Origin of the sequence: Nocardia violaceofusca NBRC 14427, from assembly GCF_963869435.1 — a bacterium.
In the GTDB taxonomy this organism is placed as follows: Bacteria; Actinomycetota; Actinomycetes; order Mycobacteriales; family Mycobacteriaceae; genus Nocardia; species Nocardia aobensis.
Genome location: NZ_CAWMPM010000045.1, coordinates 20,444 through 35,733 on the forward strand (window position 1 = coordinate 20,444; position 15,290 = coordinate 35,733).

Annotated in this window: 15 protein-coding genes; 9 read left to right on the plus strand and 6 right to left on the minus strand. The window is 67.4% G+C overall.

The features are described 5' to 3' along the window. Positions 1-82: 82 nt before the first annotated feature. Together AC5592_RS31580 and AC5592_RS31585 are read right to left on the minus strand one after the other, a co-directional pair. Entirely contained in the window at positions 83-661 is a 579-nt protein-coding gene (locus AC5592_RS31580) for a TetR/AcrR family transcriptional regulator (RefSeq protein WP_036498059.1), read from the minus strand. After that, positions 658-1,875, minus strand: coding sequence for a cytochrome P450 (locus tag AC5592_RS31585; protein ID WP_063066285.1), 1,218 nt, complete (start codon positions 1,873-1,875; stop codon positions 658-660). The genes AC5592_RS31580 and AC5592_RS31585 overlap by 4 nt, the downstream gene beginning before the upstream one ends. Positions 1,876-2,024: 149 nt before the next feature. Between AC5592_RS31585 and AC5592_RS31590 the strand changes: the two genes are divergently transcribed. The 3 genes from AC5592_RS31590 (at position 2,025) to AC5592_RS31600 (ending at position 4,637) form a co-directional block, all read left to right on the plus strand. Next, positions 2,025-3,461, plus strand: coding sequence for an amino acid permease (locus AC5592_RS31590; protein WP_063066286.1), 1,437 nt, complete (start codon positions 2,025-2,027; stop codon positions 3,459-3,461). 189 nt (positions 3,462-3,650) lie between these two features. Further along, positions 3,651-4,229, plus strand: coding sequence for a C40 family peptidase (locus tag AC5592_RS31595; protein ID WP_051024248.1), 579 nt, complete (start codon positions 3,651-3,653; stop codon positions 4,227-4,229). Between the two features lie 132 nt (positions 4,230-4,361). Continuing rightward, entirely contained in the window at positions 4,362-4,637 is a 276-nt protein-coding gene (locus AC5592_RS31600) for a hypothetical protein (protein ID WP_036498064.1), read from the plus strand. Between the two features lie 33 nt (positions 4,638-4,670). Here AC5592_RS31600 and AC5592_RS31605 read toward each other — a convergent pair whose 3' ends face one another. Then, positions 4,671-5,552 carry an MHYT domain-containing protein gene (locus AC5592_RS31605; protein ID WP_306304663.1) on the minus strand — a complete coding sequence of 294 codons (882 nt, stop codon included), beginning with the start codon at positions 5,550-5,552 and terminating at the stop codon, positions 4,671-4,673. Between the two features lie 356 nt (positions 5,553-5,908). Between AC5592_RS31605 and AC5592_RS31610 the strand changes: the two genes are divergently transcribed. The 4 genes from AC5592_RS31610 to AC5592_RS31625 all read left to right on the plus strand — a co-directional run bounded on the left by AC5592_RS31610 (position 5,909) and on the right by AC5592_RS31625 (position 9,254). Then, positions 5,909-6,352 carry a nitroreductase family deazaflavin-dependent oxidoreductase gene (locus AC5592_RS31610; RefSeq protein WP_198163983.1) on the plus strand — a complete coding sequence of 148 codons (444 nt, stop codon included), beginning with the start codon at positions 5,909-5,911 and terminating at the stop codon, positions 6,350-6,352. 64 nt (positions 6,353-6,416) lie between these two features. After that, positions 6,417-6,905 carry a MarR family winged helix-turn-helix transcriptional regulator gene (locus AC5592_RS31615; RefSeq protein WP_086007184.1) on the plus strand — a complete coding sequence of 163 codons (489 nt, stop codon included), beginning with the start codon at positions 6,417-6,419 and terminating at the stop codon, positions 6,903-6,905. Between the two features lie 155 nt (positions 6,906-7,060). Then, positions 7,061-7,888 (plus strand): neutral zinc metallopeptidase, encoded by an 828-nt coding sequence (locus AC5592_RS31620; RefSeq protein WP_084507478.1) that lies wholly within the window; start codon positions 7,061-7,063, stop codon positions 7,886-7,888. Positions 7,889-8,027: 139 nt separating this feature from the next. Continuing rightward, positions 8,028-9,254, plus strand: coding sequence for a fatty acid desaturase family protein (locus AC5592_RS31625; RefSeq protein WP_036498065.1), 1,227 nt, complete (start codon positions 8,028-8,030; stop codon positions 9,252-9,254). A gap of 18 nt (positions 9,255-9,272) precedes the next feature. On the opposite strand, the gene AC5592_RS31630 is transcribed toward AC5592_RS31625, so the two are convergent. Next, positions 9,273-10,499, minus strand: a complete 1,227-nt coding sequence (locus tag AC5592_RS31630; protein WP_063066287.1) for a cytochrome P450 family protein — start codon at positions 10,497-10,499, stop codon at positions 9,273-9,275. Positions 10,500-10,649: 150 nt separating this feature from the next. Beyond that, the gene (gene sigJ / locus AC5592_RS31635) at positions 10,650-11,537 is read right to left on the minus strand and encodes an RNA polymerase sigma factor SigJ (protein WP_063066288.1); all 888 of its coding nucleotides are present in this window, start codon (positions 11,535-11,537) and stop codon (positions 10,650-10,652) included. Between the two features lie 111 nt (positions 11,538-11,648). On the opposite strand from sigJ, the gene AC5592_RS31640 reads away from it, so the two are divergent. Next, complete coding sequence (locus tag AC5592_RS31640; protein ID WP_157122354.1) at positions 11,649-12,434, plus strand: hypothetical protein; 786 nt, start codon at positions 11,649-11,651, stop codon at positions 12,432-12,434. An 18-nt stretch (positions 12,435-12,452) separates the two neighbouring features. Here the strand turns inward: AC5592_RS31640 and AC5592_RS31645 are convergent, their stop codons facing one another. Next, positions 12,453-13,739, minus strand: coding sequence for an ABC transporter ATP-binding protein (locus AC5592_RS31645; protein WP_063066290.1), 1,287 nt, complete (start codon positions 13,737-13,739; stop codon positions 12,453-12,455). Between the two features lie 287 nt (positions 13,740-14,026). On the opposite strand from AC5592_RS31645, the gene AC5592_RS31650 reads away from it, so the two are divergent. Then, complete coding sequence (locus AC5592_RS31650; protein ID WP_063920428.1) at positions 14,027-15,289, plus strand: diguanylate cyclase domain-containing protein; 1,263 nt, start codon at positions 14,027-14,029, stop codon at positions 15,287-15,289. Position 15,290: the final 1 nt, after the last annotated feature.

A 15,290-nucleotide genomic window follows, 5' to 3' on the forward strand; every position in this document is an offset into this window, starting at 1 on the left:
CAACGCCCGTGCGCGCAAGGGTGCGCGGGCGTTGCCGTCGCCGGGTCGGCTCATCCGGTGCCGTCGGGCCGGGCGGGTGTGCTCAGCCCGCCGGGGCGACGAGGGGAGCGATGAAGCGCTCCAGCATGTCGCGCTCCTCGGCCTCGTCCCGGCCGGGCACCGTGAGCAGGGAGACGATGATGCGGGTCAGCCAGCGGGCCAGCCGGGCCCAATCCTCGTGTGCCTCATCGGGTGCCGAGGTCGTTTCGGCGGCGAACAGCGAGCGGGCGATGGCCTCGATCACCTCGGAGGTCTGGGCGATCTGCAGCGTGGCCCCGGCGTCGTCGGGCCGGAACCACGCGATCAGCAGGGGATCCGAACGCACTGCGCGCAGGCTGGCGAGCACTCCGGCGACGGCGCGTGCACCCGGGTCTGCGATGCCGCCGATCTCGGCGGTCACCCGGGCGCCCACCCGCCGCGCCTCGCGATGCACATACGCCAGCTGCACCGCCTGCCGATTGTCGAAGTAGCGGTACAGCGTCGCCCGCGAGCAGCCGGCGGCCTTGGCGATATCGCCCATCTGGGTAGCGTTCACGCCGCGTTCGGAGAACAGGCTCGCGGCGGCGTCCAGGATCCGCTCGGCCGCCTGCAGGGAACGCGGATGCGCCAGCCAGTCGCTCATGCCGGGACGAAGGGGACGTTGACCGGCCAGCGCACATAACTGCCCTCGGTGTATCGGACTCCGTCCAGGTCCACCGTAAAGTCCGGGCAGCGGGCCAGCAGTTCCCGCAGCGCGATGGTGGCCTGCATGCGGGCTGCGGCCGCGCCGAGGCAGTGGTGGTTGCCGTTGCCGAAGGTGAGAATATTCTTCGGATTGCGCGTCACATCGAGTTCGCCTGCGTCCGAACCGTATTCGTGTTCATCGCGATTGGCCGAGGCGTACAGCATCAGCACCCGGCGGCCGGCGGGAATGGTGACGCCCTCGATCTCGACATCGCGGGTGGTGGTGCGGGCCAGGCCCTGCACGGGCGAGGTCATCCGCAGGAATTCGTCGACCGCCCCCGGGATCAGGCTGGGATCGTCGAGCAGGCGCTGCCGCTGCTCGGGGTGGCTGGTCAGCAATTGCACCGCGCCGCCCAGATTTCCGGTGGTGGTGTCGTTGCCGCCGGTGATCATCGTGAACGCGAAGCCGATGATCTGCAGGATTTCGCCGAAGTCGCCGTCGGCGCCCAGCCCGGAGGCGACCAGATGCGAGACGGTGTCGTCCGCCGGTTCGCGTTTGCGCTTCTCGATCATCGCGATGAAGTATTGCGTCAGCTCACCGACCGCTTCCTGCGCATGCTCGATGCCGCCGGTCGCCGAGGCCGCCACGATCGCCTCGCTCCATCGGTCGAACTGTGCCCGATCCTCTTCCGGCACACCGAGATAATGCGCCACCACCATGGTCGGCAGCGGTTTGAACAACTCCACCGAGATGTCACCACCACCGGCCACGCGCAGCTTCTCGAGCCGCTCGACCACGAACGCCTCGACCGCGGGCCGGATCTCCTGGACCTGCCGCGGCGTGAAGCCCTTGGCCACGCGGCGCCGGAAAACGGTGTGGTCGGGCGGATCGGTGAAGACGAACGGCCGGTTCTCGCCGAGCCCGATCTCGCTGAGGTTGTTGTAGTCGACGGTCAGGCCCTGGGCGGAGGAGAACGTCTCGGGATCGCGCACGGCCGCGTAGATGTCGGCGTAGCGCGACAGGACGTAGTAGTCCTCGTGCGGGCGGCTCTCGGGGACGACATGGTGTACCGGGTCGGATTCGCGCAGCGCGGCGTACATCGGCCAGGGGTCGCGCCAGGATTCGCCGGACCGCAGGGTGAAGCGTGCCTCGTGAGACATCGTCTTGCTCATGTATCGACGGTAAGACAAATCGGCCATCATGTCTAGAACGTGTTCCATGGAATCGCCGGCCGCCGGGTCGCCGCGGCCGATACCGGGCGACCGGCCGGTGAGATCGGTACTGTGGGCTCACCAGCGCCGCCCTCGGACAAGGAGCGCCCATGCGAACCGGTCCCGCTCTGCGAGAGTTCTTCCGGCGCAAGCCGATCGACCAGATCCAGGACGAATCCGCCACCACCCTGCATCGCACGCTGGGCCTGTGGCAGCTCACCGCCATCGGGGTGGGCGGGATCATCGGCGCCGGCATCTTCACCCTGGCCGGTGCGGTCGCGAATCAGACCGCCGGCCCGGCCGTGCTGGTCTCCTTCCTGATCGCCGGGATCGCCAGCGCCGCCGCCGCGCTCTCCTACGCCGAATTCGCCGGGCTCATCCCGCGCGCGGGTTCGGCCTACACCTACGGCTACGCGGTCCTCGGCGAGCCGGTGGGCTGGTTCATCGGCTGGGATCTGCTGCTGGAATATACCGCGATCGTGTCGGTGGTGGCGATCGGCATCTCCGGCTACATCCAATTTCTGCTGGGGCAGTTGAATATCGGGCTCCCCGAATGGATGCTGGGTGCGCCGGGAACCGGCCACGGCCATGTGGTGGATCTGTTCGCCGCGCTGCTGTGCCTGCTCATCGCGGCCCTGCTGAACCTGGGTATCCGGGCCGCGGCGCGATTCGAAACCTTCGTGGTGGGCCTGAAGATCGTGGTTGTTCTGGTGGTGATCGCGGTCGGGTTCTTCCACATCGACTCCGCCAATTACCACCCGTACTTCCCGTTCGGTATGTCCGGCGCGGTCACCGGGGCGGCGACCGTCTTCTTCGCGGTCTTCGGCTACGACGCGATGTCGACGGCGGCGGAGGAGTCGGTGGACGCGAAACGTCATCTGCCCAAGGCGATCCTGCTGTCGCTGGCGGTGTCGATGGTGCTCTATGTGCTGGTCTGCCTGGTCCTCACCGGCATGCAGCACTACACCGATATCGATCCGGAGAGCGGGCTGTCCACCGCGTTCGAATCGGTCGGCCTGCCCGGTCTGGGCAGTCTGATCGCGGCGGGCGCCATCGTCGGCATCATGACGGTGCTGTTCACCTTCATGCTCGGCGTCACCCGTGTCTGGTACTCGATGAGCCGGGACGGCCTGCTGCCCCGGTGGTTCGCCAAAACCCACCCGGTGCGCCAGGTGCCCACCCGGATCACCTGGATCGTCGGTATCGCGTCGGCGGTGATCGCGGGGTTGCTGCCGATCGGACAGGCCGCCGAGCTGACCAATATCGGCATCCTGCTGGCGTTCATCGTGGTCTGTGCGGCGGTGATCGTGCTGCGCTATCGCCGTCCGGACCTGCCGCGGAGTTTCCGCACGCCGTTGATGCCGGCGGTGCCCCTGCTCGGGATCGGCTTCTCGATCTGGCTGATCACCTACCTGCAGCCGGTGACGTGGTTGCGCTTCGCCGTCTGGTTCGCCGTCGGCGCGATCGTCTACCTGAGCTACAGCCGTCGCCATTCCCTGCTCGCGACCGGCCCGGATGCGTCCGAAACGCCCGCCGGACGACCGTAGGGATTGTATCGAAATACCAGCGATATCTGAGGTATTTCGCAAATTTATCGTTTCGTTATTCGAATTGGTGTGTTCGTATTTGTTTTCGCTTCGACCGTGGCGAATCATGGCTCCCCGGATCCAACGATCGACTGATCACCGTGGTGTTTCGGAAATCTGCTCTCGCTACGAGACTCGGAGGAACGCATCATGGCAGGAACCGAGGCGGGTCGATGTACCCGCCGTTTGCGTCGTAAGGCCTGGTCGACCGCTGCATCGCTGGCCGTTCTGCTCGGCGCGGCGGGCACGATGGTGGCGACCGCCGGCCCGGCACACGCCGACTCGCCATTCCCCGCCCCGGTCGTACCGGGAATTTCACTTCCACCGCAGTTCACAATTCCCGGGCTCTTCCCGGAAATCCATCCGGCCCCGCCGCAGACCTTGAAGTCGATCGGTGAGCGGGCGCTCGAGGCCGCCGAGTCCAAGATCGGCTCGGCCTACATCTCGGGTGCCGCCGGACCCGACGCCTTCGACTGCTCGGGCCTGGTCCAGTGGGCGTATCGGCAGGTCGGGGTAGACCTGCCGCGCACCAGCTACGACCAGCTGTCCGCCGGTACGCCGGTCGACCTCGACACGCTGCAACCCGGCGATCTGGTGTCGTTCTACGGCGGCGGTCACTCCGCCCTCTACGCGGGTGACGGCACGGTCGTGCACGCCGCGACGAGCGGTGAGGGTGTCATCCGATCGGCGATCGGGCAGATGCCGGTCACCGGCGCTCGCCGCTTCTGAGGCCGGCGGCGGGCACGCCACGCGGCTCGCCGATCCGGGGGTTCGAATCCGCCGCGAGGATATGTTGCGCGACAATGTGCATCGAGCTCGACCAGCATTGGACTGCAACGTGAATCGCGGAGGAGGGGGCCGGTGGCCGAGACCCGGGCGAATGCCGACGACGAGCCGTTCGGGCCGGTGCGCCCCTCGGATGCGGTCGACGGCTGGGAGTTGGCCGGCGACGGCACCCGCTGGTGGCTGGTCAAGGCGTTCGGCGAAGCCCGCGGCCTGGTGAAGCCCACCACGCGGACCACCTGTGCGTGGCGTGTCGAAGCCGCCGACGGCCGGATGTTGCGCGAGGTCAGCGCGCGATCGGTCGCGGAGGCGAAAGCCGCTGCGGAAGAATGGATCCGGAGGACGATCGGCTGAGCTGTCGCTCGGCCGATCGTCCGGATCGCCCGGCTATCGCCGGTGCGACTGCCGCTTCGACATCGCCTGCAGACTGACTGCCGATGCCGGCTGATCGGGAGCGGGTGACTCCTCGGTGTAGGCGCGCGGCCACGCGCGGCCGCTGTCGGCGAGATCGAGATCGCCTGTGGTGTCGACGTTCTCGCGACGCGAGGGCCCGTCGACCTCCGCGAGTCCGACGAGTACCACGAGCATGATGGTGACGAGTGTGACCACCATGATCAGCGGCGTGAGCAACTGCACCGAGTCGACCCCGCCGGACGGTTCGGACATGTTGTCCATGCGGTGCGCGGTCATGGATGCCATTCCGGTGTAATGCATTCCGCATACCGCCAGGCCCATGATGAGCGCCGCGCCGACGGTGGCGGAGAACCCGCGCACGTGCAGGACGAACCACAGCGCCGCGGTCGCCGCCACCACGGCGATCAGCAGCGACAGGGCCACCAGTCCGGTGCTGTATTCGATGTGCGCGCCGGCGTGCATGGCATGCATGCCGAGGTAGTGCATGGCCGCGACGCCGAAGCCGGTGATCATCCCGCCCAGAGGCAGTGCGATCGCTTCCCGGTGCCCGCGCACCACGATCGACAACCCGGCCCAGACCACGACGATCGCGATACCGGCGCTGAGCAGCGTCATCGGCACGTCGTAGCGGATGTTCGCGCCGTGGATCGAGAAACCGAGCATGGCGGTGAAGTGCATGACCCAGATACCGGCGCCGCCGAGTGAGACGGCCGCGGCGATCAGCCAGCCGCCCGGCCAGCGTGAGGCCCGGGCGTGTGTGGCGCAGCGCAGTGCCAGAACGGATCCGATGAAGGACATGAGATAAGCCAGGACCGGGGTTACCCAGCCGTGGCTGAAATGGTCGAGCTCGAGCACAAGGTCTCCCGAAGCGAAAGAGGGGTTATCGATTCGTGACCGGACGATAGTTCACATTGCTCAGGATCGTTACCCGCGCTCGTTCGTATCCGGGCGCGGGCGGTCTTGCCTTTCGCCCGGCAAATGTGCAGGTGACACAGGTTCATGGGGCGTGTGCACGGTGTTTGCCGGCCTGTCGCCTGGAAGACACCGAACCGGAGGTGTGTTCTGGCGCACTTGCGCCATCTCTCGGGCCAATGGCCCTTGACGGGTTTACCGGACGAATCCCGACGTTCAGGACTATCGGAAGTGATATTGTATGGATATAGTATGGAAACCATAGGATATGGTTTCGAAAGTAGCGGAGGTTCCGGAATATGGATGCGCAGCGGTATCGGCGGATGGTCAAGCGACTCAATCCGCTCGTCGTCGGCCTGCAACGGCTGGGAATCGGTTTCGGGCCGATGCAACTGCTCACCGTCGCCGGCCGGCGCAGTGGGCAACCGCGCACCTTCCCGATCGCGGTCAACGAGCTGAACGGGGGGCACTACATCGTGCAGGCCTATCCCCGGGCGGCGTGGGTGGCCAACGTGCGGGCGGCCGATTCGGTCACGCTGACGCGCGGGCGCACCTCCTCGACCGCGCGACTGGTCGAGGTTCCGGTCGGGCAGCGTGGGGATCTGCTGCGGGAATTGGTCGGATCCGGGCCCGCCAGTGTCGGGAATCGTTTCGTCACAACCGGTTTGGCCGACTCGGCGACGCCGGACGGGGTGGCGGCGGCGGCCGAGCGCATCGCGGTGTTCCGGGTCGAACGGCACTGACCTGCCGGAGCTGTTCGGCCGGGGATATCATATGAAAACCGTATGAATCGACCGGAGGGTGCCGATGAGCTCGGAGGCGGATCGCGTGGCCGCGCAGCAACGGCGCCGGCTGACCGTCGACGTCAAGGATGCGTTGCGCGACTTGAACATTCAGCTCGCCCTGCTGAATCGCCGATTCGGCGGCCGGGTCGAGCTCCGTGACGTGGACTGGACCTGTCTCGACCTGATCAACCGGCAGGGCCCGATTTCGCCGACCGCCCTCGCCCGGCGCACCGGCCTGCACCCGGCCACCCTCACCGGCGTCCTGGACCGGTTGCAGAAGGGCGGCTGGATCGTCCGGGAACGCGACCCCGAGGCGAGCGACCGGCGCGCAGTCACCCTGCGCGCCGTCCGCGAACGCAATTCCGAACTGTTCCAGGTCTTCTCGGGTATGAACCGGCGCATGGACGAACTGCTCGAGCGGTATTCGGAAACGGAACTGGAGGTGATCGCGGACTTCCTCCGGCAGACCGGAACCGCGGGGTCGGACTCCGCGTCCGAACTCGGAAGCTGATCGGCGGCACCCGCCGGCACCGACCGGGCGCGGGGGAGCTCTGGTACAAGTAGGGCGTGAAATTGCTTCGTGGGGGGATCTTTTCAGTTGTCGCCGCTCTGCTTCTCTGTGGTTGCGCAACAGCCCATTCGCCGAAACCCGTCGACTCGCCGGTGATGCCGCAGGCTACGGCGCGGTCCACACCCGGCCCGACGGCGGTCGCCGGAAATCGTCCGCATACCGGCACCGGCCCGGTGAAATCCGATCCGGAGCTCGGTGGCAATCCGGTGCTCAGCGAACAGGGTGTGGGCCTGTCGAGTGTCGACTGCCGGCTGCCCGGCTGGCGGAACACTCCGGACGGTGCGGAGGCGTACTACCGGGCCGCGATCGGCTGCCACGACGCCGCTTGGGCGCCGACCCTGGCTCACTTCCGGATCGCCATGTCCTCGCCCGCTCTGTGGGCCGGCGCCCGAATCGGTGACTACGACGGCGCGTGCAGTTCCACCGGCAGCAATCGGGAAGCGTTCTACTGTGCGGCCGACCGGACGATCGTGATGCCGTTCGACACCATGACCCCGGTCATCGGCTACGGAGTCGGCAATGTGCTCGCGGTGCTCTCGCACGAATACGAGCACCATGTGCAACAACTCACCGGGATCATGGCCGCCTTTCAGGCCCGAGCCTCGGCACTGAATTGGAGTGGACCGGAGGTCGACCTGCTCAACCGTCGGCTGGAGCTGCAGGCCTGGTGTTTCTCCGGGATGTTCTACGGCGTCAATACCGGACGCGGTTCGATCACCCGGAGCCTGGCCGACCGGGCCTACACCAACAATGCCGGTGCCGGCGATCGGCCGGGCGAACGACGCTGGCACGGGACCAACCAGAACGTCGCCAACTGGTTCGGGTGGGGCATGCATCCGAGCAGCGATCCCGCCTCCGCCGCTGAACCGTCGCTGTACGAATGCAATCCGTGGGCGGCGCGCAGCGACGCGTGGCTCGAATGAACACGCGGTCGCGTGACACCGCGGTCGTGTCGTGGGCTGTTCATCGGGTGCGGGTAGGCTCGGGGCATCGGCGGGTCTCCGCATATGTCCTCGTCGGTGGGCGTTCGCGCCACCACACACCAATTCGAGGATGTAGACCATGGCAATCACCGAGATCGGCGCGTACGCACATCTCGGGCCCGCCGATATCGAGGCGCTGGGGCGTGAGCTCGACCGTATCCGCGCCGATGTCGAGGCCGATCTGGGGGCGCGCGACGCGAACTACATTCGCCGGACGATCGTCTTTCAGCGCACTCTCGACGCCGTCGCGCGACTGATCATCCTCGGCGGTCGCGGCCGCCTGGCCTGGGTGCTCGGTACGGCGGGCCTGGCGACGGCCAAGAGCGTCGAGAACATGGAGATCGGGCACAACGTCTCCCACGGTCAGTGGGATTGGATGAACGACCCGGAAATCCACTCCACCACCTGGGAGTGGGATATGGCCGGGCTGTCCGCGCAGTGGCGTTACGCACACAACGTCCGTCATCACCTCTACACCAACGTGCTGGGCATGGACGACGATATCGGCTTCGGCGTGATGCGGGTGACCAGAGATCAGCGCTGGCATCCGCGCCTGCTGCTGCAACCGTTGCAGAACGTGCTGCTGGCGGCGACGTTCGAATGGGGTATCGCCTGGCACGATCTGGACTCCGAACACGACCGGGCGACCGATCCCGCCGAAAAGGCCGGCCAGACCCGCGCGCTGCTCGGAAAACTGATCCGGCAGGCCGGCAAGGATTACGTACTGTTCCCGGCATTGAGCGGAAAACGCTGGCGGCGCACGCTTTTCGCCAATCTCGGCGCCAATGTGCTGCGCAACCTGTGGGCGTACCTGGTGATCTTCTGCGGACATTTCCCCGACGGTGCTGAGAAATTCACGCCGTCGGTGCTGGAATCGGAAACCAAGGCGGAATGGTATCTGCGCCAGATGCTGGGCACCGCGAACTTCGATGCCGGGCGGGTGCAAGCCTTCATGAGCGGCAATCTGTGCTACCAGATCGAACACCACCTGTTCCCGGATCTGCCCAGCAACCGGTACCGGGAAATCGCCACCCGCGTGCGAGCCCTGTGTGAAGAATTCGATCTGCCGTACACCACGGGTCCACTGCTGCGGCAATACGCGCTCACCCTCCGCACGATCCACAAATTGGCGCTGCCGGACCGCTTTCTCACCGCGACCTCCGACGATGCGCCCGAAACCGCCTCGGAGCGAAAGTTTCTCGGATACCGCACCTTCGCCGCAGCGGACGGCGCGCCCTCTCGTTCGCGTCGAGGGCTGCGCACCGCGCTGCGTGCGGTGGCGGCGAAGACCGCGCTGCCGGCCTGATGACCCGGTCGCTTCGGCCTAACCGTGCGGGCGCACCGGCAGTTCCGTGAGTCCCCGCATGAGCAGACTCGGCTGCCATCGCGGAGTGAACGAGGGCGCCAGGGCGAGCTGCGGAAAGCGATCCAGCAGGGCGGTGAAGGCGACGGCCGCCTCCATCCGGGCCAGGGGAGCGCCGACACAGAAGTGGATTCCGTGGCCGAAAGCCACATGCCCGGACGGTTTTCGGCCGATGTCGAGTGCGTCCGGCGAATGGTATCGATCGGGATCGCGATCGGCCGCCGACAGGGCGACGTAGACCAATTCGCCTGCGGGAATGACGGTTCCGCCGATGTCGACGGGTTCCTCGGTGTACCGGACCGTGGCCCAGCCGACCGGGCCGTCGATCCGCAGAAATTCTTCCACGGCGGCGGGGATGCCCGCCGGATCCGCGCGCAGCGCATCGAATTGGGGCCGGTCGCGCAGCAGCGCGAAGGTGCCGTTGCCGATGAGATTCACCGTCGTCTCGTGGCCGGCCACCAACAGGAGGAAAGCCATCGCCACCAATTCCTGATCGGTGAGACGATCACCGTCGTCGGATTCGGTGGCCAGCCCCGACAGCAGGTCGTCGCCGGGCCGCGCGCGCTTGTCCGCCAGCAGCCCCGTCAGATATCCGCCCATGTCGGCGGATGCGCGGTCGCGGTCCGCCAGGTCTCCGGCGGCGCCCACCAGGATCTTCGTCCACAGCTGGAAATCGTCGCGATCGGTGAAGGGAACCCCGAGCAATTCGCAGATCACGGTGACGGGTAGCGGGGTCGCGAACGCGTGCAACAGGTCGACCTCGTCGTGCGCCGCCACCTCGTCGAGCAGTCCGGCGGTGATCTCCTCGATGCGGGGACGCAATGCCGCCACCCGCCGCGGCGTGAAAGCCTTGTTCACCAGCTTCCGTAGCCGCGTGTGTTCCGGGGGATCGGTATTGAGCATATGGGTGCTCAAGGCCTGCGCATCCGAATTCGACAGCACCGCAGAGCCTTTGCGCCGGAACAGCTCGATGGTGCCGGCCGAGTTCTTGTGCAGTCGGGGATCGGCGAGCGCTGCTCGTGCTTCGGCATGGCCCACCACGACCCAGCACGGAATCCCGCGCTCGTGCGTGAACCGCACGTGATGCACCGGCCCCCGGGCCCGCCAGCGCTCGTAGTACTTGTGCGGATCGTCGTGGAAGTCCTCTTCCACCAGTTCGATCTGCTCGGATACCTCGGCCTCGGCCATACTGTGCTCCCTGCTACCGGCGCCGCTCGACGCTCCCCACGGTGTCAGCCCAGTCGTAACGGTGACCGTATCCAAAGTACCGAAAATCGCGCCGGGACGCGGATGTCCGATTCGCGTAGAAATCCGTTCCGCGCGAACCACTTTCGTCGGTCAGGCGTCAGTCCACTGCCGCAACTTCTCCGGATTGCGGATCGCCCAGATGCGGGTGATCCGGCCGTCGGCGATATCGAAGGCGTAGACGGTCGCGATGGTCCCGTCGATCTGTGCCACCAGGCCCGGCTGGCCGTTGACGGTCCGCTCGAGCAGCGTGACTTCTCCTGCGCGGGAGGCGATGTGGATCCAGGCCCGCGCGATCTGCTCGCCGCCGTTGATCGGGTCGCGGAACGCCAGTACCCGGCCACCGCTGTCGGCCGTCGCGACGGCCCGCGGATCCAGAATCTCGATCAATGCCTCGATATCCTTCGTTTCCCAGGCCCGTTTGAAGTCCCTGACGACCTCGGCGCGCTCGTCCCGAGACGGACTTGCCGAGGTCTGGACGCGACGGCGCGCGGAGGAGGCGAGCTGGCGGCAGGCCGCGGGCGTGCGGCCGACGATATCGGCGATCTCCGCGAAGGAGTAGCGGAAGACATCGTGCAGGACGAAGGCCACCCGCTCGGCGGGCGTCATGGAATCGAGCACGACGAGGAACGCCATACTGATCGATTCGTCGAGCGTCACGCGGTCGGCGGGATCGGCCGGTGCGGGTGCGCCCCATTCACTGCGGTCGGGCACCGGCTCCGGAATCCATTCCCCGACGTAGCGCTCGCGCCGGGCCCGCGCAGAACCGAGCAGATCCAGGCAGATGCGGCTGGCCACGGTGCGCAACCAGCCCCCCGGCGCGGCGACGGCCCGCTGCTGTTCCGGGGACATGGCGTACCAGCGCGCATAGGTCTCCTGCACCACGTCCTCGGCCTCGGCGAGGGAGCCGAGCAGCCGGTAGGCGAGGTTGAGCAGTGCCCGCCGCTCGCTCACCACGGCGCTCGGGTCCGGATCGGTCATGATGTTCGCTCCCTCGTTCGGTACAGGCCCCTTCCACTGTGGACGAAACAGCGCGCCGAAATGTGAGGCCGATATATGCTGCCGTTCGCCGTGAGAGTGGGGGAGTTCGCAATGAAAAGGTCGGTTCTGGTGGCGATCGTGGTCGGTGCGGTCGCGCTTTCGGGCTGCGGCGCCGGGGAGGACGGCGCTTCGGCGCCCACGTCGTCCGAACCGGTGGCTCGGCAGATGACCGCTGCGCCGGATACCGCTGCGCCCGATCAGGATGCCGGTTGCCCCCTTCCAGCCGCGCCGTCGACAGGGCCTTACAGCGGCATCACCGTGCCGGTGCGAGAGCAGACCCCGAGCCTGACGACCGACGTCGTGCTGCCACAACTCGAGGGTGGTGACCAGGCGATTCGTGATCGTTTCAACTCGGCGATGCGCGCATCGCTGGCCGATCTGAGCGGCGGCGCCGCGAACGGTGCGCTGCACGCCGCACAGCTCCGTTGCCGCGAAACGAGCCGCGTCACCCGCATCGGCGCGCATGTCGTCGCGGGCGTGTTGATCACGGATCACACGTGGGAGGGCGGCCCGCATCCGGTCAACCAGATCGGCACCGTGGTGATCGACACCGGCACCGCACAACCCGTCATGCTGCCGACGGCTCTCCGTGATCCTGGTCGGGCCTGGGGCGCGCTCGCCACCACCGCTCAGAGCCTGGTGCCCGCGGACGGGCCCACGCTGTTCACCCACGCTCCCGGTGCTGACGATTTCGCCGACTGGGTGCCCGCGCCGGAGGGACTCACCGTCTACTTCTCCGTCGGCCACGCGCGGGGCGACTACTACCCGGTTCAACTCCCGTGGAACCGGATCCGGGACCTGTTCGACCCGGCCGCATTCGCGACGCTGTCGAGCTGACCGGCCGCCACCGCCGATTCACACCTTCGCGCCCACCAACTGCCGATAGTCGGCATTGCGGGCGACCAGTTCGTCGTGCGGACCGCTGTCGGCGATCCGCCCGTCCCTCAGGAACAGGACGGTATCGGCCTCGCGGATGGTGGACAGGCGATGGGCGATCACCAAGAGGGCGCATTCTTTCCGCACGTTCCGGATGGTGACGTTGAGCGCCTTCTCGGTTTCGGCGTCGAGCATGGCGGTGGGTTCGTCGAGCATCATCAGTACCGGGCGGCGGATCAGCGCCCGGGCCAGTGCCACGCGCTGGCGCTCGCCGCCGGAGAGCAGAACGCCGTGCTCGCCCACCGGAGTGTCCAGGCCGCGGGGGAGCCGGGCGACGAGATCGGCCAGACCGGCGAGCTCGGTCGCGCGTCGCAGATCGTCATCGCCGAGGCCCGGCTGCCGGTAGGTCAGATTGTCGCGGAGGCTGCCGAACAGCGGCGGCGCGTTCTGCTCCAGCAAGCTGATCTCCGAGCGCCACATCCGGCGTGGCCGGCCGGCGTAGGAGCGGCCACCGAGCAGAATATCGCCGGTGTCCGGATTGTAGAACCGGCTGACCAGGGAGAATACGGTGGATTTCCCGGCACCCGAGTGGCCGACCAGGGCCACATGTCCCCGCGGAGGTACGGAGAAACTCACGCCGTGCAGGATCGGCCGCTCGTCGTAGGAGAAATGCACGTCCCGGAATTCGAGTGCGGGATGTCCGTTCTCCGAGTAGGTCTCGATCACGGCAACGCCCACGGTGACGAAGACGATCGAGAACAGCAGCCAGTCGAGATAGATCATCACCGCCACGGTGCCGACGAGTGTGATTGCGCCCGTGACTATTTGGACCAGACTGCTCCCGACCGCGTTGCGGATCACGGTCGAATCGAGCGTGACCCGGGAAATGAGATCGCCGACCCGCTGCGACTCCAACGTGGGGATCCGCAACCGCAACAGATGCCCGGCCAGACGACGGCGCACGGACAGGAGCACGGATTCGCTGGTCCGCTCGAGGAGGTAGGTGCCGCCGGTGTCGGCGACGGCGTACAGAAGATAAGCCCCCACCAACGCCGCGAGCGACCATGCGATCGTCGCGCCCGACGACGCATCCCGCACGACCTGCCCCGCCAGCAGCGGCTGCGCCAGCGACAACCCGGTGCCGACGAGAAGCAGCGCCGTCGCCGCCAGCAGCGAATGACGTTGGGGTACGAGCAGTCTCAGGAGCGCGCCGACCCGCCGCGGCCAGGAATCGCCCTGGCGAACCGCACCGTCGTCAGCTGACATACTTCCCCCGTTTGCGTTCGAGCCGACCGCTCTCAGCCGGCTCAACGTAGCCGCACTCGTGTCTCGGGTCGAGCCGACGGGAGAGTGCGGAGATCGTCGGAACTCGGTTCGGCGAAGTTGCCGGGTTTGCCCGATCGGTGCGGGCCCGCAGTTCCCTGTGGTCGTGCGCCGGTTCATGCCGTCGCACACACGGCGGGGCGGTTCTTTCGTATGCTCGTTGTCAGCGGATGGGGAGGGGCGTCGGTGCCGGGCCCCGCGGGTCCGGCGATGGAGGAAGGTCCTCGCGAATGGACAGGCGCGAGGCTGCCGATATGGCGCGGGACTGGTCGGCGGCCCTGGTCGATTGCGGTGGCGTGCTGACGGCTCTGCCGCGCGCCCAGCAGTTGACGGAATGGCTCGTCGACCTGGAAGCCGCCATGTCGGCCGAATCGTTCGATCCGTCGCCCGCGTACCGAGTCGGGGTCGAGATGGTGCGGTGGAAGCTGACCGACCCCGCCCTGATGACTCCGTCCGCGACGGTGCTGGCCTGTTTGCTGGAGCGGTCGCAGCGGCCGGATCGCACGCAGCGGTTCGGCGCCCTCCTGGGCGAACTCGGGCGCGGTTACAGCGCCGAGTTGTTGAAGGTCCACACGGACAGCCAGGAGATAGCCGACCAGCGGTTCCGGGTGGTGTTCGACAACGCGGCGGTGGCGATCGCGCTGTACGACAGCAACGGCATCACGCTGGAAGCCAACCCGACCACCGCGCGGATGGTCGGGATGAAACCGGAGGACGTGCCGGGGGTCGCGGGGCTGGATCTGATGCACCCCGAGGATCGCGACAAGCTCCAGCAGGTGGTCGTCGATCTGTACCAGCACCGGCACGGCACCGTGCACTTCGAAGGCCGCTTCTGCCGCCCCGACGGCACCGTCTGCTGGGGTGCGTGGACGATGACGCTGGTGCGTGGCGCGGGCGGACGTGATCTGCGCCTGCTCGCCGTCGGGGAGGACATCACCGAGCGCCGGGCGATGGAGCAAAAGCTGTGGTGGCAGGCCCGTCACGACCCGTTGACCGGTCTGCCCAACCGTCACTGCCTGCTCGAGCAGTTGGAGGCTATCGTCGCGACGGCCGGCCCCGCCGACCACATCGGTTTGTGCTTTCTCGACCTCGACGAGTTCAAGCTGATCAACGACCGCTACGGCCACCGCGCGGGCGACAGCGTGCTGGCCGAGGTCGGGCGGCGGCTGGACGCGAAAATGGCCTCACCGTCGGTCACGGTCACCCGCATCGGCGGCGACGAGTTCGTCGCGCTGCTCGCACCGCCCTGCGACGAGGAGACCGCCCATGCCGCCGCCGAGACGATGCTCGCGACCCTGCGAGAACCTGTGCCCGTCGGTCCTGCCGATCTGCTGGCGATGTCGGCCAGTATCGGCGCCGTCGTCGCCCCGGTCGCGGGCGCGAACGCCGAGAAACTGCTGAACGATGCCGATGTGGGCCTGTACCGGGCCAAGGCCGCCGGCCGCGGCACCTGGGTGTTGCATCGCGACGAGAACGGTCGCGCAGCCGAATAGC